Annotated in this window: 15 protein-coding genes; 10 read left to right on the top strand and 5 right to left on the bottom strand. The window is 62.7% G+C overall.

The features are described from left to right. Positions 1 to 609 carry a TetR/AcrR family transcriptional regulator gene (locus BGRAMDRAFT_RS31890; RefSeq protein ID WP_006053051.1) on the top strand — a complete coding sequence of 203 codons (609 nt, stop codon included), beginning with the start codon at positions 1 to 3 and terminating at the stop codon, positions 607 to 609. Between the two features lie 253 nt (positions 610 to 862). Next, the gene (locus tag BGRAMDRAFT_RS31885) at positions 863 to 1,531 is read left to right on the top strand and encodes a GNAT family N-acetyltransferase (protein WP_006053050.1); all 669 of its coding nucleotides are present in this window, start codon (positions 863 to 865) and stop codon (positions 1,529 to 1,531) included. A gap of 97 nt (positions 1,532 to 1,628) precedes the next feature. Here the strand turns inward: BGRAMDRAFT_RS31885 and BGRAMDRAFT_RS31880 are convergent, their stop codons facing one another. Further along, positions 1,629 to 2,126, bottom strand: coding sequence for an Lrp/AsnC family transcriptional regulator (locus BGRAMDRAFT_RS31880; RefSeq protein ID WP_029970894.1), 498 nt, complete (start codon positions 2,124 to 2,126; stop codon positions 1,629 to 1,631). Between the two features lie 173 nt (positions 2,127 to 2,299). Between BGRAMDRAFT_RS31880 and hppD the strand changes: the two genes are divergently transcribed. After that, a complete protein-coding gene (gene hppD / locus BGRAMDRAFT_RS31875; protein ID WP_006053048.1) occupies positions 2,300 to 3,397 on the top strand; it encodes a 4-hydroxyphenylpyruvate dioxygenase in 1,098 nt (365 codons plus the stop codon). Positions 3,398 to 3,547: 150 nt separating this feature from the next. Here the strand turns inward: hppD and BGRAMDRAFT_RS31870 are convergent, their stop codons facing one another. Continuing rightward, a complete protein-coding gene (locus BGRAMDRAFT_RS31870; RefSeq protein ID WP_006053047.1) occupies positions 3,548 to 3,745 on the bottom strand; it encodes a hypothetical protein in 198 nt (65 codons plus the stop codon). Between the two features lie 366 nt (positions 3,746 to 4,111). On the opposite strand from BGRAMDRAFT_RS31870, the gene BGRAMDRAFT_RS31865 reads away from it, so the two are divergent. Further along, positions 4,112 to 7,723 carry an indolepyruvate ferredoxin oxidoreductase family protein gene (locus tag BGRAMDRAFT_RS31865; protein WP_006053046.1) on the top strand — a complete coding sequence of 1,204 codons (3,612 nt, stop codon included), beginning with the start codon at positions 4,112 to 4,114 and terminating at the stop codon, positions 7,721 to 7,723. Between the two features lie 127 nt (positions 7,724 to 7,850). Here the strand turns inward: BGRAMDRAFT_RS31865 and BGRAMDRAFT_RS31860 are convergent, their stop codons facing one another. Together BGRAMDRAFT_RS31860 and BGRAMDRAFT_RS31855 are read right to left on the bottom strand one after the other, a co-directional pair. Continuing rightward, positions 7,851 to 10,133 carry an NADP-dependent malic enzyme gene (locus BGRAMDRAFT_RS31860; protein WP_006053045.1) on the bottom strand — a complete coding sequence of 761 codons (2,283 nt, stop codon included), beginning with the start codon at positions 10,131 to 10,133 and terminating at the stop codon, positions 7,851 to 7,853. A 279-nt stretch (positions 10,134 to 10,412) separates the two neighbouring features. Further along, complete coding sequence (locus BGRAMDRAFT_RS31855; protein WP_006053044.1) at positions 10,413 to 11,645, bottom strand: MFS transporter; 1,233 nt, start codon at positions 11,643 to 11,645, stop codon at positions 10,413 to 10,415. A gap of 423 nt (positions 11,646 to 12,068) precedes the next feature. Here BGRAMDRAFT_RS31855 and BGRAMDRAFT_RS31850 point away from each other — a divergent pair, with 423 nt between their 5' ends. Continuing rightward, positions 12,069 to 12,755: an orotate phosphoribosyltransferase gene (locus tag BGRAMDRAFT_RS31850; protein ID WP_006053043.1), complete on the top strand. Its 687-nt coding sequence runs from the start codon at positions 12,069 to 12,071 to the stop codon at positions 12,753 to 12,755. A 155-nt stretch (positions 12,756 to 12,910) separates the two neighbouring features. On the opposite strand, the gene BGRAMDRAFT_RS31845 is transcribed toward BGRAMDRAFT_RS31850, so the two are convergent. Continuing rightward, positions 12,911 to 13,600, bottom strand: coding sequence for a response regulator (locus tag BGRAMDRAFT_RS31845; RefSeq protein ID WP_006053042.1), 690 nt, complete (start codon positions 13,598 to 13,600; stop codon positions 12,911 to 12,913). Between the two features lie 323 nt (positions 13,601 to 13,923). Here BGRAMDRAFT_RS31845 and BGRAMDRAFT_RS31840 point away from each other — a divergent pair, with 323 nt between their 5' ends. The 5 genes from BGRAMDRAFT_RS31840 to BGRAMDRAFT_RS31820 all read left to right on the top strand — a co-directional run bounded on the left by BGRAMDRAFT_RS31840 (position 13,924) and on the right by BGRAMDRAFT_RS31820 (position 20,039). Beyond that, a complete protein-coding gene (locus BGRAMDRAFT_RS31840; RefSeq protein WP_006053041.1) occupies positions 13,924 to 14,526 on the top strand; it encodes a YbhB/YbcL family Raf kinase inhibitor-like protein in 603 nt (200 codons plus the stop codon). 288 nt (positions 14,527 to 14,814) lie between these two features. Next, on the top strand, positions 14,815 to 15,762 hold the full coding sequence (argC, locus tag BGRAMDRAFT_RS31835) for an N-acetyl-gamma-glutamyl-phosphate reductase (RefSeq protein WP_006053040.1): 948 nt from the start codon (positions 14,815 to 14,817) through the stop codon (positions 15,760 to 15,762). Between the two features lie 487 nt (positions 15,763 to 16,249). Next, positions 16,250 to 17,671 (top strand): DUF2957 domain-containing protein, encoded by a 1,422-nt coding sequence (locus BGRAMDRAFT_RS31830; protein ID WP_006053039.1) that lies wholly within the window; start codon positions 16,250 to 16,252, stop codon positions 17,669 to 17,671. 99 nt (positions 17,672 to 17,770) lie between these two features. Next, a complete protein-coding gene (locus BGRAMDRAFT_RS31825) occupies positions 17,771 to 19,021 on the top strand; it encodes a DUF2957 domain-containing protein (protein WP_006053038.1) in 1,251 nt (416 codons plus the stop codon). Between the two features lie 193 nt (positions 19,022 to 19,214). Continuing rightward, positions 19,215 to 20,039 carry an OmpW/AlkL family protein gene (locus BGRAMDRAFT_RS31820; protein WP_006053037.1) on the top strand — a complete coding sequence of 275 codons (825 nt, stop codon included), beginning with the start codon at positions 19,215 to 19,217 and terminating at the stop codon, positions 20,037 to 20,039. Positions 20,040 to 20,154 lie beyond the last annotated feature (115 nt).

The following is a 20,154-nucleotide window of genomic DNA, read 5'->3' as shown; positions in this document are numbered from 1 at the left end:
ATGGCCCGCACCCGAGCCCCCGACCACGAAAGCCAGCGCGAACAGATTCTCGAACTGGCCGCGGCCAAATTCGCACAGACGAGCTATCCCAGCACGTCGATGTCAGACCTTGCCGCTGCGAGCGGCACGTCGAAAGCGCGCCTCTATCACTATTACGAGAGCAAGGAAGCGATCCTTTTCGATCTGCTGGACCGCTACACCAAACGGCTGATGCTGATCATCGCCGAGGTGGAGGGCGCAAGTCAGCGCCGCGGCCTCACCGAGCGCGAGACCTTTGCCGAGTTGATCCGCGCGTTCCTGTCGGAATACGAGACGTCGCACAGCCGCCACGTCGCACTGCTGAACGACGTGAAGTATCTCGTCGACGCGCAGCGCGAGGTGATTCTCAACCGTCAGCGCGACGTCGTCGCTGCGTTTGCGCGGCAACTCGCGCGCGCTTACCCCGAGCGCGCCACGCGTGAAAACCAGACCGCGCTCACGATGATGGTATTCGGCATGATCAACTGGACCTTCACCTGGCTCAAGCCCGGCGGACGCATGGGCTATAGCGAATTCGCGGAACAGGTGGTGAGCATGGTGGACCACGGGCTGGGCTGCGCGCCGGCTTGATGGCGGGATGGCGCAGCACAGCAATATGCGGCATCGGTAAATAAGCGCGTCGCATATGCGCGACATCGTGCCACGCACGCTCGTTCTTTTATTAATTATCTTTTGAAATCAACTGGTTAACAATAAAACAACCCCGCAGTTAGGCAGCACCCTCGAATAAAGATACGGGTTTTCCCTAGTGATCGGTTAGCGTTTCCGTTAGAATCGTTTTTGCGGTGCACCAACGCCGCACGATGACAAGGAGAACCTGACCATGAACATGATTACACCCCGCGCCGCCGAGCCGATCGTCGCGCACGATCGCGCGTCGCTGCCTGCCGGTCGTGCGCCTGCTCTGGTTCGTGAACTCACCGCGGTCGACCGTGAACGTCTGCTGACGCACTTCCTCGCGCTCGACGAAGACGACCGGCTGCTGCGTTTCGGTCAGGTCGTGCCCGACCACGTCATCGAGAACTACGTCCGCGCAATCGATTTCAAGCGCGACACCGTGTTCGGCGTGTTCGACGATCAATTGCAGCTTACGGGCGTCGGTCACCTCGCTTACTTGCCGGCTGAAGGCGACAAGCGCACGGCCGAGTTCGGCGTTTCCGTGCTCGAAAGCGTGCGCGGCCAGGGTATCGGTTCCAGGCTGTTTGAGCGCGCGGCCATCCGCAGCCGCAATACTCATGTCACCACGCTGTACATGCACTGTCTGTCGCGCAACTCGACCATGATGCACATCGCGAAAAAAGCGGGCATGAAGATCGAGTACGCGTACGGCGAAGCAGACGCTTATCTGACGCTGCCGCCGGCCGACCAAACGAGCATCATCACGGAAATGCTGCAGGAACAGGCTGCGGTGTTCGACTATGCGCTCAAGCGCCAGGCACGCCGCACGTCGCGATTGCTCGAGTCCTTCATGCCGACAGCCGCTGCGGCCTGAACATCGGGCAGACGCCGTCATCCAATACAAAGGGCAGCTTCATGGCTGCCCTTTGCGGTTTACCGGCCGTGTGCCGCGCGCCCCAACCCATGCACTTTCATAAGATCGGCAACGCCGTCGTCTCCTTGATCTTTTCCAGCGAGAAGCTCGTTTTGACGTCGATCACCGACGGGTGATGCAGCAGTTGGTCCTGCACGAAGCGCGAAAAGTGCGCCATGTCCTCCACCTGAACGCGTAGCAGATAGTCCATCTCGCCGGTCATTGCGTGACACGCCACCACTTCCGGCCACGTCTGCACGGCCGCGCGGAACAGGTCGGCGTGGGTCGCCTCGCCGCGCGGACTTAGCGCGGAACCGCCGCGCTTTTCCAGCCGCACGTTGACGTATGCGAGCAGATCGAGCCCGAGGCGCTGCGCGTCCAGCAGCGCGACGTAGCCGCGAATCACTCCGCTCTCCTCGAGCCGCCGTATGCGACGCAAGCACGGACTCGGCGACAGATTGATCCGCTCCGCGATCTCCTGATTCGACAACCGGCCATTCTCCTGAAGGATCGCCAGAATCCGCCGGTCGATGGCGTCTATCTCTATATGAGTCACTTTCTGCCGCCGTTTTCGTGGATTGAGCTAGAAAATAGCGCCACGCTACGCCAGTGCGATTAAGTTCGCAAGTTTCGAGCGCGATCCCGCCTTTACACTTGCGTCATTCGGTCGCGCTCCGGCATTGCGCGCGCGACTCCGGCGCCACGCGCCCTCGACATGGAGAGAGACAAATGCAGGTTTCAACTTGGGACAATCCGGTCGGCACTGACGGCTTCGAATTCATCGAATACACCGCCCCCGATCCCAAAGCGCTCGGCAAGCTGTTCGAGCAGATGGGTTTTACCGCCATCGCCCGTCATCGTCATAAGGACGTGACGCTTTACCGGCAAGGCGAGATCAACTTTATCGTCAATGGCGAGCCGGATTCGTTCGCGCAACGCTTCGCGCGTCTGCACGGTCCGTCGATCTGCGCGATCGCGTTCCGCGTCCAGGACGCGGGCAAGGCCTACAGGCAGGCCATCGAAAAAGGCGCGTGGGGCTTCGACAACAAAACCGGCCCGATGGAACTGAACATTCCCGCAATCAAGGGCATCGGCGATTCGCTGATCTATTTCGTCGACCGTTGGCGCGGCAAGAACGGCGCGGCGCCGGGCAGCGTCGGCGACATCGACATTTACGATGTGGACTTCGAGCCGATTGCCGGCGCGAATCCGAACCCAGTCGGTCACGGCCTCACCTACATCGACCACCTGACGCACAACGTCCACCGGGGCCGCATGCAGGAATGGGCGGAGTTTTACGAGCGCCTCTTCAATTTCCGCGAAGTGCGCTATTTCGACATCGAAGGCAAAGTGACGGGCGTGAAGTCGAAAGCGATGACGTCGCCGTGCGGCAAGATCCGCATTCCGATCAACGAGGAAGGCTCGGAAACGTCCGGGCAGATTCAGGAATATCTGGACGCGTACCACGGCGAAGGCATCCAGCACATCGCGCTCGGCAGCAACGACATTTACCGTACCGTCGACGGCCTGCGCGCATCGAATATCTCGCTCCTCGATACCATCGACACCTACTACGAACTCGTCGACCGCCGCGTGCCGAATCACGGCGAGCCGCTCGACGAACTGCGCAAGCGCAAGATTCTGATCGACGGCGCGCCGGACGACTTGCTGCTGCAAATCTTCACCGAGAACCAGATCGGCCCGATCTTCTTCGAGATCATTCAGCGCAAGGGCAATCAGGGCTTTGGCGAGGGCAACTTCAAGGCGCTGTTCGAATCGATCGAACTGGATCAGATTCGCCGCGGCGTCGTGCAGGACAAGGCTTGAACGCTAAGCGCCTATTTCCGGCGCAGTAGGTGACAGGCCAATAAAACGACAAGGGCGAGGATCTAACGATCCCCGCCCTCGTCGTTTGCGCCGCCGCTCAACGCTGAGCGACGGCCGGTTTAACCGTCGACACGCCGCATCAGCAGCGCGTCACGAATTCTGGTCTTCCTTCGCGGACGCGCTTTCCCGCGCGATGCGGTTGATGGCGATACGCGCCGGGGCGACCAGCGCCGTGCGGCTAATCACGCTCGACTGCGTGCCCGTACCCGCGTTCGAGCGCACCGGCGCGCTCATGGCGAAAAAGGCGGCCGAAACCATCAGGAAGGTCTGGATATTTCTAGTGTTCATGCGTACTCCTTTTCTAACTGCCCTGTTGTCCTGAAGCGCCGCAACATGCGACGCGTTACACAGACATTGCTCACAGGTGCGGTGTTAGACACGCATCTGCCTCGCGGTTCCATGAGATTGTAGGTTTTACAGCTTGTTACACCGGCAACTCACAGACGTTAGGCGAACTTTGCAACAAACAGCACCAGCACGGACGCCGCATGGCGGCGGCAACACAGGGAAATTTCTGCCGCGATGCGGCGGGTTTTCACCAGTGCTACCATCACTTAAAACACGTCAATATGGCGACCCCGGCCATACGCATTCACAAGATGCCGCGGCCCAAAAAGTTTTGGCGATCCCAAACTGGGTGGAGGAGTACACATAATGAATGCCCCGCTAGACGCAGGTCAGCGAGCTTCGCTCGAAGCCGCTCTATCTTCCGTCACGCTCGACGACAAATACACTCTGGAACGCGGCCGCGCGTACATGAGCGGCATCCAGGCGCTGGTGCGTCTGCCGATGCTGCAGCAGGAACGCGACCGCGCCGCCGGCCTGAACACGGCCGGCTTCATCTCCGGTTACCGCGGATCGCCGCTCGGCGGACTCGATCAATCCTTGTGGAAGGCGAAACAGCATCTCGCCTCACATCAGGTCGTGTTCCAGCCGGGCGTCAATGAAGACCTCGCGGCGACCGCCGTTTGGGGCTCGCAACAGGTCAACCTGTACCCCAGCGCCAAATACGACGGCGTGTTTTCGATGTGGTACGGCAAGGGCCCCGGCGTCGACCGTTCCGGCGACGTCTTCAAGCACGGCAATTCGGCGGGTTCGTCGCGGCATGGCGGTGTGCTCGTGCTCGCCGGCGACGACCACGCGGCCAAATCCTCGACGCTCGCGCACCAGTCGGAACACATTTTCAAGGCCTGCGGCCTGCCGGTGCTGTTCCCGTCGAACGTGCAGGAATATCTCGACTTCGGCCTGCACGGCTGGGCAATGAGCCGCTACTCCGGCCTGTGGGTGGCAATGAAGTGCGTGACCGACGTGGTCGAATCGTCGGCTTCCGTCGACATCGATCCGCATCGCACGAAGATCGTTCTGCCGGACGACTTCGCGATGCCCGAAGGCGGTCTGAATATTCGCTGGCCCGATCCGCCGCTCGTGCAGGAAGCGCGTCTGCTCGACTACAAGTGGTACGCGGCGCTCGCCTACGTGCGCGCGAACAAGCTGGATCGCGTCGAGATCGACTCGCCGCACGCGCGCTTCGGCATCATGACGGGCGGCAAGGCGTATCTGGATGTGCGTCAGGCGTTGACCGACCTCGGTCTCGACGACGAAACCTGCGCGCGCATCGGCATCCGCCTCTATAAGGTCGGCTGCGTGTGGCCGCTCGAGGCGCAAGGCGCGCAAGCCTTCGCTCGCGGTCTCGACGAGATTCTCGTGGTCGAAGAAAAGCGTCAGATTCTCGAATACGCGATCAAGGAAGAGTTGTACAACTGGCCCGACGCGCAGCGTCCGCGTGTGTTCGGCAAGTTCGACGAGAAAGACGGCGCGGGCGGCGAATGGTCGGTGCCGATGGGCAACTGGCTGCTGCCGGCGCACTACGAACTGTCGCCCGCGATCATCGCGAAGGCCATCGCCGCGCGGCTTGCCAAGTTCGATCTGCCGTCCGACGTGCGCGCCCGCATCGCCGCGCGCATCGCGGTAATCGAAGCAAAGGAAAAGGCGCTCGCGCGCCCGCGCGTCGAAGCGGAACGCAAGCCGTGGTTCTGTTCGGGCTGCCCGCACAACACGTCGACGAATGTGCCGGAAGGCTCGCGCGCGATGGCGGGCATCGGCTGCCATTACATGACCGTGTGGATGGACCGCAGCACGAGCACGTTCAGCCAGATGGGCGGCGAAGGCGTCGCGTGGATCGGCCAGGCGCCGTTCACGAACGACAAGCATGTGTTCGCCAATCTCGGCGACGGCACCTACTTCCACTCGGGGCTGCTCGCGATTCGCGCGGCCATCGCGTCGAAGGCGAACATCACCTACAAGCTGCTCTACAACGACGCAGTCGCGATGACCGGCGGCCAGCCGGTCGACGGCGTGCTGACCGTGCCGCAGATCACGCATCAACTCGCGGCCGAAGGCGCGTCCAAGATCGTGATCGTCACCGACGAGCCCGAAAAATATTCGGCGAACGTGGGTCTTGCGCCCGGCATCGACATTCACCATCGCGACAAGCTCGACGAAGTGCAACGCCAGTTGCGCGAGATTTCCGGCACGACGATTCTGATCTACGACCAGACCTGCGCGACCGAAAAGCGCCGCCGCAGGAAACGCGGCGCGTATCCGGACCCGGCACGCCGCGTCGTGATCAACGAGGCGGTGTGCGAAGGTTGCGGCGACTGCTCGGTCAAGTCGAACTGCCTGTCAGTCGAGCCGCTCGATACTGAATACGGCACCAAGCGCCAGATCAATCAGTCCACCTGCAACAAGGACTTCTCCTGCGTGAACGGCTTCTGCCCGAGCTTCGTGTCCGTCGAAGGCGGTCAGTTGCGCAAGCCGAAAGCGGCATCCGGCATTGTCGGCGACGCTATGCCGCCGGTGCCCGAACCCGCGCTGCCGTCCATCGACCGTCCTTACGGCGTGCTGGTGACAGGTGTCGGCGGCACGGGTGTCGTGACGATCGGCGCGCTGCTCGGCATGGCCGCGCATCTGGAGAACAAGGGCGTGACGGTGCTCGACGTCACCGGCCTCGCGCAGAAAGGCGGCGCCGTGATGAGCCATGTGCAGATCGCGAACAAGCCCGACGACATTCACGCCACGCGCATCGCAATGGGCGAAGCGAGTCTCGTGATCGGCTGCGATGCAATCGTGACGGCGAGCGACGAATGCGTGTCGCGGATGCACGCCGGCCAAACGCGCGTGGTGCTCAATAGCGCGCACACGCCGACCGCCGAACTCATCAAGAATCCGAACTGGCGCTTTCCTGGCAGCAGCACCGAAGCCGACGTACGCGCGGGCGCGGGCGATGAATGCGTCGATACCGTCGACGCCAATCACTTCGCGGTCGCGCTGCTCGGCGACGCAATCTACACGAACCCGTTCGTGCTCGGCTACGCGTGGCAACGTGGATGGGTGCCGCTCACGTATCAGTCGTTGATGCGCGCAATCGAGCTGAACAACGTGCAGGTCGAGAAGAACCGCGCGGCATTCGAATGGGGCCGCCGCGCGGCACACGATCCGGCGACCGTGCGCAAGTTCGCGCAATCGCAGCGCGCGGGTGCCGCAACCGATGCCGAGGCCAACGCCACTAGCAGCAAGATCATTTCGCTGCACACGCCGAAAGCCCTCGACACGTTGATCGACAAGCGCGCTGCCTACCTCACGGCATGGCAAAACAGCGCATACGCCGAGCGTTATCGCGCGCTGGTTTCACAAGTGCGCGCGGCCGAGTCGGCGCTCGATTCGGGCGACGGCCAGTTGCCGCTAACCGAAGCGGTCGCGAAGAATCTGCATAAGCTGATGGCGTACAAGGACGAGTATGAAGTCGCGCGCCTGTACAGCGATCCGGCGTTCATCGAGAAGCTGAAAGCGAGCTTCGAAGGCGACTGGAAGCTGCACATTCACCTCGCGCCGCCGATGTTCTCCAAGAAAGACGCCCAGGGCCATCTGATCAAGAAGAAGTACGGTCCGTGGGTCTTCAGCGCAATGCATGGACTGGCGAAGCTGAAGTTCCTGCGCGGCACGGCGTTCGACATTTTCGGCAAGACGGAAGAGCGTCGCACCGAGCGCGCGTTGATCGGCGAGTACGAAACGCTGGTGCGCGAACTGATCGGCGGGCTTAACGCGCAGAACCGCGAGCTGGCAGTCGAACTTGCGAATCTGCCGGACGGCATCCGCGGCTATGGACACATCAAGGAAAACAACCTGAAAGGCGTGCGCGTGAAGTGGAACGATCTGCTCGCGCGCTGGCGCTCGCCGCAAGCGGGCACGACGCAGCACGCGGCTTGACGTTGCCAAAGCGCGCCGTGTTCCGGCCGCTAACGCCAGGATCACGGCGCACATAAAAAACGCCACGGAAGCTCATTCCGTGGCGTTTTTTTTCGCCCGACGCTCGTAGAAACGAGCGCCGCCTCGCTTACTTGCTGTTCACCGACTTGCGCGCGTTCGCCGAAGCCACCGCCGTCATGTTGATGATCCGGCGCACGGTTGCAGCCGGCGTCAGCACATGGACCGGCTTCTCCGCGCCGAGCAGGAACGGCCCGACCGTCACGCCTTCGCCGCCGACCATCTTCAGCAGGTTGTAGGCAATGTTCGCCGCTTCCACGTTCGGCATGATCAGCAGGTTGGCTTCGCCCGACAACGTCGTGCCGGGGAACGCCGCCTTGCGCACGACTTCCGACAGCGCCGCGTCGCCGTGCATTTCACCGTCGATCTCGAGCGTCGGCGCGCGTTCGGCAATCAGCTTGCGAGCCGCGGCCATGCGTTGCGACGACGAAGACGGCGCGCTGCCGAAGTTCGAATTCGACAGCAGCGCGACCTTCGGCGTGATGCCGAACTTTTCGATCTCGCGCGAGGCCAGCATGGTCATGTCGGCGAGCTGTTCTGCGGTCGGCGTTTCGTTCACGTACGTATCGCAGATGAACAGGTTGCGGCCCGGCAGCATCAGCAGATTCATTGCTGCAAAGTTAGCGACGTTGTCCGCCTTGCCCAACACTTGCTCGATGAATTTCAGATGCGTGTGGTACTGGCCGATCATGCCGCAGATCATGCCTTCCGCTTCGCCGAGTCGCACGAGGATCGCGCCGATCAGCGTATTGAACTTGCGCATCGCGGCCTTCGCGACGTCCGGCGTGACGCCTTCGCGCGCGCCGAGTTCGTGATACGCCTGCCAGCATTGCTGATAACGCGGATCGTCTTCCGGATCGACTATCTCAAAGTCTTCGCCGCATTTGAGCTTCGAGCCCATCTTCTTCAGGCGCATTTCGATCACCGACGGACGGCCGACCAGAATCGGCTTGGCGATCTTCTCGAGCAGCACGAACTGCGCGGCGCGCAGCACGCGCTCGTCCTCGCCTTCGGCGAACACGATGCGCGCCGGCTCCGACTTCGCCGCCGCGAACACCGGACGCATCACCATGCCCGTGCGATAAACGGTCGTACCGAGTTCTTCGCGATACGCGTCCATGTCCTTGATCGGACGGGTCGCGACGCCCGAATCCATCGCCGCTTGCGCAACGGCCGGCGCAATCTTGATGATGAGACGCGGATCGAACGGCTTCGGAATCAGATACTCAGGACCGAATTCCAGCGAGTGCCCTTCATACGCCTTCGCGACTTCGTCGCCCTGATCGGTTTCTTCCGCGAGTTCGGCGATCGCGCGCACGCACGCGAGCTTCATTTCTTCCGTGATCGTGGTCGCGCCGACGTCGAGCGCGCCGCGGAAGATGAACGGGAAGCACAGCACGTTGTTGACCTGGTTCGGATAGTCCGAACGGCCAGTCGCGATGATGCAGTCCGGGCGCACTTTCTTCGCTTCTTCCGGACGGATTTCCGGTTCCGGATTCGCGAGCGCGAGAATCAGCGGCTGGGTGCCCATTTCGGTGACCATTTCCGGCTTCAGCACGCCTGCGCTCGAGCAGCCGAGGAACACGTCGGCACCGCGAATCGCGTCAGCCAGCGTGCGCGCCTCGGTATTCGCCGCGTAACGTTCCTTCGACGGATCGAGATTGCCGCGACCCTCGTAAATCACGCCCTTCGAGTCGACCACCAGAATGTTCTGCTTCGCCAGACCCAGGTTGACCAGCAGATCCAGACACGCGATGGCTGCCGCGCCCGCGCCCGAGCAGACGAGCTTCACTTCATCGAGCTTCTTGCCGACCACTTTCAGGCCGTTGAGAATCGCCGCGGACGCGATGATCGCCGTGCCATGCTGGTCGTCGTGGAAGACCGGAATCTTCATGCGCTCGCGCAGCTTCTTCTCGATGTAGAAGCACTCCGGCGCCTTGATGTCTTCCAGGTTGATGCCGCCCAACGTCGGCTCGAGCATCGCAATCGCTTCGACGAGCTTGTCGGGATCGGACTCGGACAGTTCGATGTCGAACACGTCGATGCCCGCGAACTTCTTGAAGAGACAGCCCTTGCCTTCCATCACCGGCTTTGCGGCGAGCGGGCCGATGTTGCCGAGGCCGAGCACGGCCGTGCCGTTCGTGATCACGCCGACCAGGTTGCCCCGCGACGTGTATTTCTGCGCGTCGAGCGGCTCCTCGTAAATTGCCATGCAGGCCGCGGCCACGCCCGGCGAGTACGCGAGCGACAAGTCGAGCTGGTTCGACAGCGGCTTGGTCGGTGTGACCGAAATCTTGCCGGGTTTCGGATTCTGGTGATACGCGAGAGCGCTTTGCTTCAGTTGTTCGTCCATTTTTTGCCTGCGAGACGTAAGAAATTTGGGCCGGCACACTGCACCGCTGGCGGCGCTTCCTGCTATCGAATGGATGATCGACCGGGGCCGCTGTTCGCTTGCGCCGGTTAGGCGCGGCGTCGGTCCCCGGCGGAGGCGGGACGGTGCGGAGTGCTACGCGGGGTCGGTTAGTGTACACCCCGCGCGAGTCGATACACGGACTGGTTAACGCGGCTCGCCATTGGCGAAACGCCCGCCAGTCATGCTGCAGCGCCGCATCGGCAGACTGCGCGGCGGCGCTCAGTGGAGTTCGGCGCCGCGGCGTTCGGGGATCAGAAAGAGTGTGGCGAGCACGTCGAGCAGATAGATCGACGCGAGAAAAACCAGCGCCGTGCCAAACGAATAATGCGCGGCCAGCGCGCCGACCGCGACGGGCCCAAAGCCGCCAACCGCCCGCCCCACGTTGAACAACACGTTTTGCGCGGTGGCGCGTGCATCGGTGGGATACAGCTCGGAAATCAGCGCGCCGTAACCGCCGATCATGCCGTTGACGAACACGCCCATCGCCGCGCCGCCGATCAGCAGCGCCGTGGGCGTGGTCAGATGCGCATAGACGAAGACCATCGCGACGGCGCCGACCTGGTAGAACAGAAACGCCGGCTTGCGGCCGAAACGGTCCGCCGCGACGCCGAAGAGCCAGATGCCGCATGCCATGCCGACCACGGTGGCCGCAGTCCAGACGCCGGATTTCGTCAGCGAATAGCCGAAGGTTTTCGACAGATAGCTCGGCAGCCAGATCATCAGCCCGTAGTAGCCGAAGTTCTGCACCGAGCAGAGGACCGCCACGCCGAGGCTCGCACGCGCGGTGGGGGCATCGGCGATCAGCAGTTTGAGCGGCAGCTTGCGCATGCCGCGCGCGACGCGCTCGGTGAAGAGCGCCGGTTCCTCCACGCGTCGCCGCACAAAGAACGACACGACAGCGGGCAAGAGCCCGAGCGCGAACATGCCGCGCCAGCCGATGACCGGCAACAGCAGCGGCGTCAGCAACGCGGCCGCCAACACACCGAGTTGCCACCCGAGGCCCACATACGACGACACCCGCGCCCGCTGCGCGGCCGGCCAGGCTTCGGCCACAAGCGTCATGCCGATGCCGAACTCGCCGCCCAGCCCAATGCCGGCGATCGTCCGGTACACGAGCAGGTCGCCATACCCTTGCGCGAGCGCACACAAACCGGTGAAAACCGCGAATACGAGGATGGTCCACGTGAGCATGCGCACGCGGCCGTAATAGTCGCTCAGCACGCCGAAGATCAGGCCGCCCGCGACCGCGCCGATCAGCGTCCACGTGACGAGCGAACCGGCTTGCGTCGAACTCAAATGCAAGTCGGCCGCGATGACCGGCAGCATGAAGCCGAGAATCAGCAGGTCGAAGCCGTCCATTGCGTAGCCGAGCGCGGACGCGATCAGCGCTCGCGCGGCGTAGCCGGGTCGGGCGGAGGCGGGCGTATCGGCGGTGGAGGAAGCGGGCGTCATTAAAAGCAATCCGGGATTCGTTGAACGGTGTGCGGCGAGCTGCGGCCGGCGTCGGAGAAATTCGCGTGAGTGTAAAGGCGCCCCAGGTTGCTCACAAGCTAGCCAAAAAGCCTATGCAAAGCGCGACGCGAACGGCGCAACGCTTGTCCGACCAGGCTTCGGCGAACGGTGTTGGAGACCGGGTTGGCCTGCGCCCTCGGCACGCGCCCCGCTCGCCCCAGGCAACCTCGATTGGCCGTCCACGCGCACGCCGGCCTCGTCTGAAGGAGCCGTTTCAGGTAAAATGTCGGCCTACGCGCGCAGCAAAAACCGGCCAGCATCCACTGGCCGGCTGCATATTCCGCCCAGCACGGCGCGGCGTATCCCGCTTGCTGCGCCACCGGGCCCGGCGCCCGCTCCCCCGCTCAATCCAAGGACCCGCCCATGACAGGCTTCGATCGCCAGACGATCTCCGACACCACCGCCAAGATGCTGCTCGAAGTGCAGGCAGTGCACTTCAACGCGGAGAAACCGTACATTTTTACGTCCGGCTGGGCGAGCCCGGTTTATATCGATTGCCGCAAGCTGATTTCCTATCCGCGCGTGCGCCGCGGCCTGATGGAAATGGCTGAAACCACCATTCTCCGCGACGTCGGCTATGAGCAGATCGACGCCGTGGCCGGCGGCGAAACCGCAGGCATTCCGTTCGCGGCATGGCTGTCCGACCGCCTGATGGTGCCGATGCAATACGTGCGCAAGAAGCCGAAGGGCTTTGGCCGCAATGCGCAGATCGAGGGTCTGCTGACCGAAGGTCAGCGGGTGCTGCTGGTGGAAGACCTGACCACCGACAGCCGCAGCAAGATCAACTTCATCAATGCGCTGCGCACGGCCGGCGCGACGGTGAATCACTGCTTCGTGCTGTTCCACTACAACATCTTCAAGGAAAGCGTGTCGGTGCTGAAAGACATCGACGTCGATCTGCACGCGCTCGCGACATGGTGGGACGTGCTGCGCGTCGCCAAGGACAACAAGTACTTCGACACGAAGACGCTCGACGAAGTCGAAAAATTCCTGCACTCGCCGGCTGAATGGTCGGCCGCGCACGGCGGCGCAACGTCGACGCCGCAATAAGCGCGGCGGTAGCGCATAGCATCGCATTACATCGCATCGCGGCAACAGCCGCAGAAGCAGAAGCACAAAGGCCGCCTGTCTTGCGACAGGCGGCCTTTTTCTTTGACGACTTTAACGCGGCTTTTTCTATGCCGCACAAGAAGTGCGGCGCGCGGCTAAACCAGGTCGCCCGTGTCTTCCGCCGAATGCGACGACAGGTTCAGCAAACCATTGCTTTGCGCGTATTGAAACAGCTCCGAATCGCGGTCGATGCCGAGCTTGCGCATCGCCGTATTTTTCTGAGTGCTGATTGTCTTGATGCTGCGGTTCAGTTGCTCGGAAATTTCCTTGATGGTCATTCCCGATACGAACAGGCGCACGACTTCGAGTTCACGCCTCGATAGCATCACTTCGTCGCTCTTGCCGCCGGAATTCATCCGCAGCGCATCGAGCGACGCCTTCACCGACGGGCTCAGATATTCGAGGTGCCGGCTGACGTGCTGCACCGCGAGCCCGATGTGGCTCAGGTCGTCGGATTTATTCACGACCGAAGTCACGCCGAGTTCCCGCAGCCGTTGCAGCAACGCGGCGTTCTCGAGCATCGTTAGCACGACGATGGGAAGGTTCGGAAAATTGCGCCGCAGGTAGCCGACCAACGGCAGGCCGTCGCCGTACTGGCCGCCCGGCATGGCGAGGTCTGTGACGAGCACGTCGCACGCAGCGGTTTGCAGGACCTTGATGAGTTCCGTGGACTGCCTCGCTCGCGCGACCACCTGGATGCCGGGGAACTTGAGTAAAGCCTGTTCGGCGCCGAATAGAATAACTGGATGATCGTCAGCGATGACAACCTTGACTACGTCTTGCATTGCCCGTACCTCGACAGGAAAACCCCTCTCCAAAACCTCTGACATGCCTTCTTATTCTTAATGTTCAATTTGACTAATAGGAACACGGGCCACATCGCGTAAACTCTTTCGACTATAGCCGATTTTAGGCTCGCAATCCGCTTACGCGGCATAACAATGATGCGTCATAAACCTAAGCTTAGACTCGATTCGACGTTCAGGTACAAAATAGGGACAATAAACACCGCGAGGCAATTGCCTCGCGTCCTCGCAGCGCCTTGATGCTGCATGGGATCTGAGCAGGCGCCCGGCGCCGACTCCGATCGACACAGGAGAACCGGCACATGCGCTTGCGTTGCCTGGTTGTTTCGCACGCTTCATCGTTTCGCCGCACGCCGCTTGTTGTCTGCGCCACGCTTGGTCTCGCGCTGGGGCTCGCGCATGGCTCGCGCGCCCAGGCCGAGAACGCGTTCTCGCTCACCAGCGCGAGCTTCCGCGCGGGCGGCACAGTGAATTCCCCGCAAGTCTTCGATCAGGACGACTGCAAGGGCGGCAACCGCTCGCCGCAACTGACCTGGCGCGACGCGCCGCCCGGAACGCGCAGTTTCGCGATCACTCTGTTCGATCCCGATGCGCCCGGCCGCGGCTGGTGGCATTGGGCCGTGGCGGGCATTCCGGCGAGCGTCGCAAGCCTGCCCGAGAACGCGAGCGCGTCGGGTTTCCTGAGACGGCTCGGCGCGGTGGAAGCCCGCAACGACTTCGACATCGACGGTTATGGCGGTCCTTGTCCGCCGCCCGGCAAACCGCATCGCTATGTGATCACCGTGTATGCGCTGAACACCGCCGACCTGCGCCTCGCGCAAGGCCGCCCGGCGCTGATGTTCGATCACGAGATCGGCACGGCGGCGCTCGGCAGCGCGAGGATGGTGGTGAATTACGGGCGCTAACGCGGCGCGCTTGCCGGCGCGCGCGGTGTTGCGCCGAAAGCCGGCTTGATTGCCGTGATATCGCGCTTTGGCGGGCCGCCCCGCGCCCGCCGCCCTGCGCCCGGATCGCAGTGAAGTCCCACAAGTCACGCGGCTGTCACTTCGCGCGGGCATCGTGGTTTTTCCGCTGTTTTTCGCGCCGTTTCCCCTCGCTTGCGCACGCGCATGGCGATGAGGTCTTAAAATGGTGTTTTCGCGCGGCGTCGCGCGCTGTTTCCAAGCTGTAACCAGATAGCCAGTGAGATCGAGATGAGCACGAAAGTTTTTGTCGACGGACAGGAAGGCACGACCGGCCTGAAGATTTTCGAATACCTGTCGCAGCGCGCCGACGTGGAAATCCTGCGTATCGACGAAGCGAAGCGCAAGGATATCGAGGAGCGCCGCCGTCTCATCAACGCGTCGGACGTCACGTTCCTGTGCCTGCCCGACGTGGCATCGCGCGAGTCGGCAGCTCTCGTTGCGAACGAGCGCACGGTGCTGATCGACGCGAGCACCGCGTTTCGCACGTCGGCCGACTGGGCTTATGGCCTGCCCGAACTCGCTCGCTCGCAGCGCGAACGCCTGCGCACCGCCAAGCGCATCGCCGTGCCGGGCTGTCACGCGTCGGCTTTCGTGCTGGCCATGCGCCCGCTCGTGGAAAGCGGCGTGGTCGCGCCCGAGTTCGAAGCTCATGCTTATTCGATCACCGGCTACAGCGGCGGCGGCAAAAAAATGATCGCCGACTACGAAGCCGGCGGTAACGACAAGCTCAAGAGCCCGCGTCCGTACGCGCTGGCTCTCACGCACAAGCATCTGCCGGAAATGGCGGCGCATACGGGGCTGAAGTCGTCACCGGTCTTCACGCCGATCGTCGGCGGCTTTTACAAGGGCCTCGCGGTCACCACGTACTTCTCGCCGCGCCAGTTGGCGCGGAAAACCACGCCGCAAGAAGTGCAGGCGCTGCTCGCGGAGTACTACGCAGGCGAAGCATTCGTGCGCGTCGCGCCGTTCGACTCGGAGGCGAATCTGGACAGCGGCTTCTTCGACGTGCAGGCGAACAACGACACGAATCGCGTCGATCTGTTCGTGTTCGGCACGCCGGAGCGCTTCGTCACCGTCGCGCGGCTCGACAACCTGGGCAAAGGCGCTTCGGGCGCGGCGATCCAGTGTATGAATCTGGCAATCGGCGCCCCCGAGGAAAGCGGTTTGAAACGATAACGAAAGTTAAAATACCGCGGCAATTGGCCGTTTGTCAGCATTGCGAAAGCCGGTCTACAAGACCGGCTTTTTGTTTTAAACCCGCCGCTCCGACTTTCTTTAAACATTAATCAGTAGTAGCCCGCATTACTTAAAAAATCAAAACGAGGCTGCCTGGAATTTTTCAGGTAACTCTTCCCGTCGACGACCCGATCAGCATAGTTTTCCGCCTGGGGAAACTCCGGATTTTTTATCGAACGGTCGTTCGAAGATGATGGAGCCTTTTTGCTCCAACGCTTACCTGGCAAGGGCGTGCGGCGAAACAACGGTACAGCCGCTTTGCCTCGAATTCGCATTTTTGTTTAAAAGGGCCGCTTGCGCCCACGCACTGTGCGCATGCCCGAAACGCCGCTGTTTGAATCGACCTTTTTAGACGGCTCATTCAATTGACAGGCATTAATCGCGCGGCGAAATTAGCTCGCACAAATACATGAAGGGAGACAGCAGCATGGCGGACGCCATTATTCGAGGCTTGGCAATGGCTATTGCCACCACTCCTTTTCTTATTGCTTGCGGCGGCGGCAAATCCGATAATCCCGGCCCGATCAACGCGCCGCAATGCTCGGGTTCGAACTGCGGCGTTCAAGGTCCGCCCGCCTCGAGCGGCACGGCGGCCGCGCTGTGTCCGGCCACCGCCGATATCGTCAAAAGCACGTTCCTCGGCGGCGCCGGCAGCGGCGAAGTGGTCCAGTTGAACATCGACGCGACGGCGATGACCTACACGCTGAAGTGGCTCGAATCGCCGATCCCGCTGCGCACCGGCACCGTCACGCCGACACGCGCGGGCACGCAGATCGCGGGCGCGGTGATCCATCCGCCGGCGGGCACGCTGCCGACCGCCGAGCAAACGCGCTGCGCGTTCATACTCGGCGCCGGCACAGGCACGGCGGCCGGCGACGGCCAGCCCTACACCACATCGGACTTCGCCAACAACCCGAATCCGCCGATGATCCTCGTCGGCCAGGGCGTCGCGGGCGGCGGCATTCCTGGCGCGACGATCCAGTTCGACGGGCTGTCGATCCCGCTCATCGGTTCGGGCATCGGCGCGGTGCCCAATCGCCATTTCGACTTCTATCCGTTCCTCGGCTTCGCCAGCACCACCACGGACATCACAAAGCTGCCGGGCACCTACAACGGTCTGCTGTACCACCTCGCGCCGTCCGGCAATTACGCGACGGTCGCGACGAACACTGTCGAAACCTTCGACGCGAGCGGCACCTGCACGAGCAGCAACACCGCGAACCCGGACTACTCGCCGAACGCGGGCGGCTGCCTGTCCACCGGCAATCCGTGGACGCTCAACAGCAACGGCTACTTCGACAGCCAGCAGGCGGCGCAGATCGTCCCGCAGTTCCGGCTTCCGCTGATCGGCGCGACGGGCAAGTCCGGCACCGCGCACATGATCCTCGGCCAGATCAACGGCGCGACCGTGCCGCTCGTGGTGCGCACGGGCTACATCAACCTGGGCACCGCGCCGCTTCATCTCGACGCGAAAGTCGACGACGAGTCCGGCATCGCCATGCTCGCCGCGGCGACGCCGCTTGCATCGGGCGGCTTCGACGGCGGCTACGTGGGCGCGGATTCCAACTTCAAGTACACCGCGACCCTGATCCAGGGCGGCGTCGGCACGTTTATCAATCCGACGACATCGGCGGCCGAAAGCGGTTTCGGCCTCGGCTACGGGCTCGCGAGCCCCGGCCTGGTCGGCGTGCAGGACACGAAAGGCAAGACCGGCTTTGCGATCGCGTCGGGCGGCCTGTATGCGATCGCGATCCAGGGCACGCAGAACGACGGCATCACGCCGACATCGGCCAATTCGGACACACCGAGCACGCCGTACTTCGGCATCGGAGCGCAAATCAGCAAGTAGCCGATGAAGCAAACGTAGTCCGCGGTGAGAGACATAAAAGAGCAAGCGGTGGCTGGACTGGGAGCCGGCCATCTACAACGAAAAAATTCTGGAGGCGGTATGAAATGGAGATTCCTGTCGGTGCTCGCACTCGCGGCACCGTTGCTGACGGCATGCGGCGGCGGAGGTGGCGGCAATGGCGACGGTCCGGTGACGCAGGTTCGGCTGTGTCCCGCGACGCTCGACTACAACACGTTCTACACGGGCGGCGGCGGTGACGGCGAACTCGTCAAGCTGCAACTCGATACGACGAAGATGACGTGGCAGGTCACCTATGTCGAATCTCCGATTCCGGCGACCACGGGCACCGTCGTGCCGACGCGCGCCGGCCAGACCGCGAGCGGCACGCTGACCCAGGAAACGCTGCTGCCGACCACCAAGCTCAACCAGTGCGCGTTCCGCCTGAACGGCGCGAGCCTCGACCCGAACCGCCCCGCGCGGATTTTTGTCGGCGAAGGCGTGGCAGGCGGCACGATTCCGGGCGCGGAAATCTCGTTCGGCGGGATTCTCGGCGTGGGCGCGGTGCCGGACACCAAGTTCCCGTATTACCCGTTCATCGGTTTCTCGTCGATTGAAACGGATCTGGCGAAGGTGGCCGGCACGTACAACCAGCTCGGCTATCACCAGGTGCCGTCGCAGAATTTCGCGCCGGTCGCCGTGGACACAAAGATAACGATCAACGCGGACGGCACGTGGACCGAGTGCGACAACTCGGGCGTGAACGCGGGCAAATGCCTGCAGCCAGGCAGCAACTTTACGCAGGCCGCGGACGGCAGCGGCGCGTTCCAGACCAATAACTTCCAGGGACAGGCGAAGCCCACGCTCGCCACGACGCCGGAAGGGCGCGGCTACATGATCGTCGGCAAGCTGCGCAACCAGTTGGTGCCGATTCTGGTGCGCGCCGGCGCGGCGAATTCGTCGGTGACCGTGCCGCAAAACGGCGCGCTCGGACCGTACGCGGACGACGAATCCGGCATCTCGATTCTGTCGCCGCAAACCTCGGTGGCGGTCAACTCGCAGAACGGCGAGTACATCGGCGTGGATAGCCAGTTCGACTATCGCACCACCGCGCTCGCAGGCACGCAGGCGACGCTGCTCGATCCGTTCAACCCGTCGCAGGCTTCGCTCGCGACCGCGCTGAACCTCGACTTCACGCAAGCCGTGCCGGGCGTGGTCACGACGACGCACGTCAATGCATCCACCGGCAATACGCCGACCGGAAAGATGATTTTCACGGGCGGTGTGTTCGGCTACCTGGATCTGTCGAACGCGGCCTCGCCGTACTTCACGATCGGCGCCTTCGTCCAGTAACGGGCGTGTGGCGCGCCGTCAGCGCGCCTCGACGCGTTCGCGCCCGGCTGCCGTCCGCGCCTTGCAGCGCGGCGACCGGCACAACGGCTGTCTTGCGCGCCGGCCTCGCGGCTACCCGCAAACGCGCGCCAATGCTCGTCCCGCTCGTCCCGCTCGCCTTGCGCCCGACGAGCGTCCAAGGAGGAATAACAACATGAAAAGAATCTGTCTCGCGATTCTGGCCGCATGCCTGTCGGTCAGCGCTCATGCACAGCATGCCGGCGACAACGTAGCCGTACTCGGCTGGTTCCACGTCATGCCGAAGGATTCGAGCACGCCGCTGACGACCAACGTCGCGCCGACGCCGATCAACACGCCGCTGCGCCTGCCGAACTCGTTCACATCGGCGGGCACGAGTCTGTCGACGAACACGGCCAACACGGTCGGCCTCGTATTCAGCCATTACCTGACCGATCACATTGCCGTGACGACCGTAGCCGGCGTGCCGCCCGTCTTCAAAATCTACGGGCACGGCACGATCAAGCCGCCGGGGCCGGCGGGCGCGCTCGGCCAGCAGGACATTGGCGATCCGCAAGCGAATCCGATCGTGAAAAGCGTGCGCCAGTGGAGCCCGGCGCTGCTCTTTCAGTACTACTTCAATGCACCGACGGCGAAGTTCAGGCCGTTTGTAGGCGTCGGCGTGTCGTACAACTGGTTTTCCGACATTCAGCTCAGTCAGAACTTCGTTCAATCGACGCAGGAGAACCTCGGCGCCATCCTCGCCGCGGGCGCGGGCAAGCCGGGCAAGACGCAGGTATCGGCGAAGGCTTCGTCGTCGTGGGCGCCGGTGTTCAACGCCGGGCTCGCGTACAACATCACGGACCACTGGGGTCTCGTGGCCTCGGTGACCTACATTCCGTTGAAGACGACCTCGTCGGTCATCATCAAGGCGGCGGACGGCACGGAGCTCGGTGTGTCGAGGGCCGAATTGAAAGCGGACCCGCTCATTTCCTTCCTCGCGGTTTCGTACAAGTTCTGACGAGGCCGGAATTTTGGGCAAAAAAAAGCCCGCCTAAGTTGGCGGGCTGAATCCATATCAGAGGAGACATGGAGGAGACAAGACGAAGAGATTATCCGATGAAACGGCCACTATA

Origin of the sequence: Paraburkholderia graminis C4D1M (assembly GCF_000172415.1) — a bacterium.
Taxonomy (GTDB): Bacteria; Pseudomonadota; Gammaproteobacteria; order Burkholderiales; family Burkholderiaceae; genus Paraburkholderia; species Paraburkholderia graminis.
The sequence above is the reverse complement of the archived record's forward strand: the minus strand, read 5'-3'. Positions and strand labels throughout refer to the sequence as shown.

What these genes read in the sequence shown, in the direction of transcription:
- BGRAMDRAFT_RS31890 (WP_006053051.1), top strand. Translation starts at nt 1, where the DNA reads ATGGCCCGCACCCGAGCCCCCGACCACGAAAGCCAGCGCGAACAGATT.
- BGRAMDRAFT_RS31885 (WP_006053050.1), top strand. Translation starts at nt 863, where the DNA reads ATGAACATGATTACACCCCGCGCCGCCGAGCCGATCGTCGCGCACGAT.
- hppD (WP_006053048.1), top strand. Translation starts at nt 2,300, where the DNA reads ATGCAGGTTTCAACTTGGGACAATCCGGTCGGCACTGACGGCTTCGAA.
- BGRAMDRAFT_RS31870 (WP_006053047.1), bottom strand. Translation starts at nt 3,745, where the DNA reads ATGAACACTAGAAATATCCAGACCTTCCTGATGGTTTCGGCCGCCTTT.
- BGRAMDRAFT_RS31865 (WP_006053046.1), top strand. Translation starts at nt 4,112, where the DNA reads ATGAATGCCCCGCTAGACGCAGGTCAGCGAGCTTCGCTCGAAGCCGCT.
- BGRAMDRAFT_RS31860 (WP_006053045.1), bottom strand. Translation starts at nt 10,133, where the DNA reads ATGGACGAACAACTGAAGCAAAGCGCTCTCGCGTATCACCAGAATCCG.
- BGRAMDRAFT_RS31855 (WP_006053044.1), bottom strand. Translation starts at nt 11,645, where the DNA reads ATGACGCCCGCTTCCTCCACCGCCGATACGCCCGCCTCCGCCCGACCC.
- BGRAMDRAFT_RS31850 (WP_006053043.1), top strand. Translation starts at nt 12,069, where the DNA reads ATGACAGGCTTCGATCGCCAGACGATCTCCGACACCACCGCCAAGATG.
- BGRAMDRAFT_RS31845 (WP_006053042.1), bottom strand. Translation starts at nt 13,600, where the DNA reads ATGCAAGACGTAGTCAAGGTTGTCATCGCTGACGATCATCCAGTTATT.
- BGRAMDRAFT_RS31840 (WP_006053041.1), top strand. Translation starts at nt 13,924, where the DNA reads ATGCGCTTGCGTTGCCTGGTTGTTTCGCACGCTTCATCGTTTCGCCGC.
- argC (WP_006053040.1), top strand. Translation starts at nt 14,815, where the DNA reads ATGAGCACGAAAGTTTTTGTCGACGGACAGGAAGGCACGACCGGCCTG.
- BGRAMDRAFT_RS31830 (WP_006053039.1), top strand. Translation starts at nt 16,250, where the DNA reads ATGGCGGACGCCATTATTCGAGGCTTGGCAATGGCTATTGCCACCACT.
- BGRAMDRAFT_RS31825 (WP_006053038.1), top strand. Translation starts at nt 17,771, where the DNA reads ATGAAATGGAGATTCCTGTCGGTGCTCGCACTCGCGGCACCGTTGCTG.
- BGRAMDRAFT_RS31820 (WP_006053037.1), top strand. Translation starts at nt 19,215, where the DNA reads ATGAAAAGAATCTGTCTCGCGATTCTGGCCGCATGCCTGTCGGTCAGC.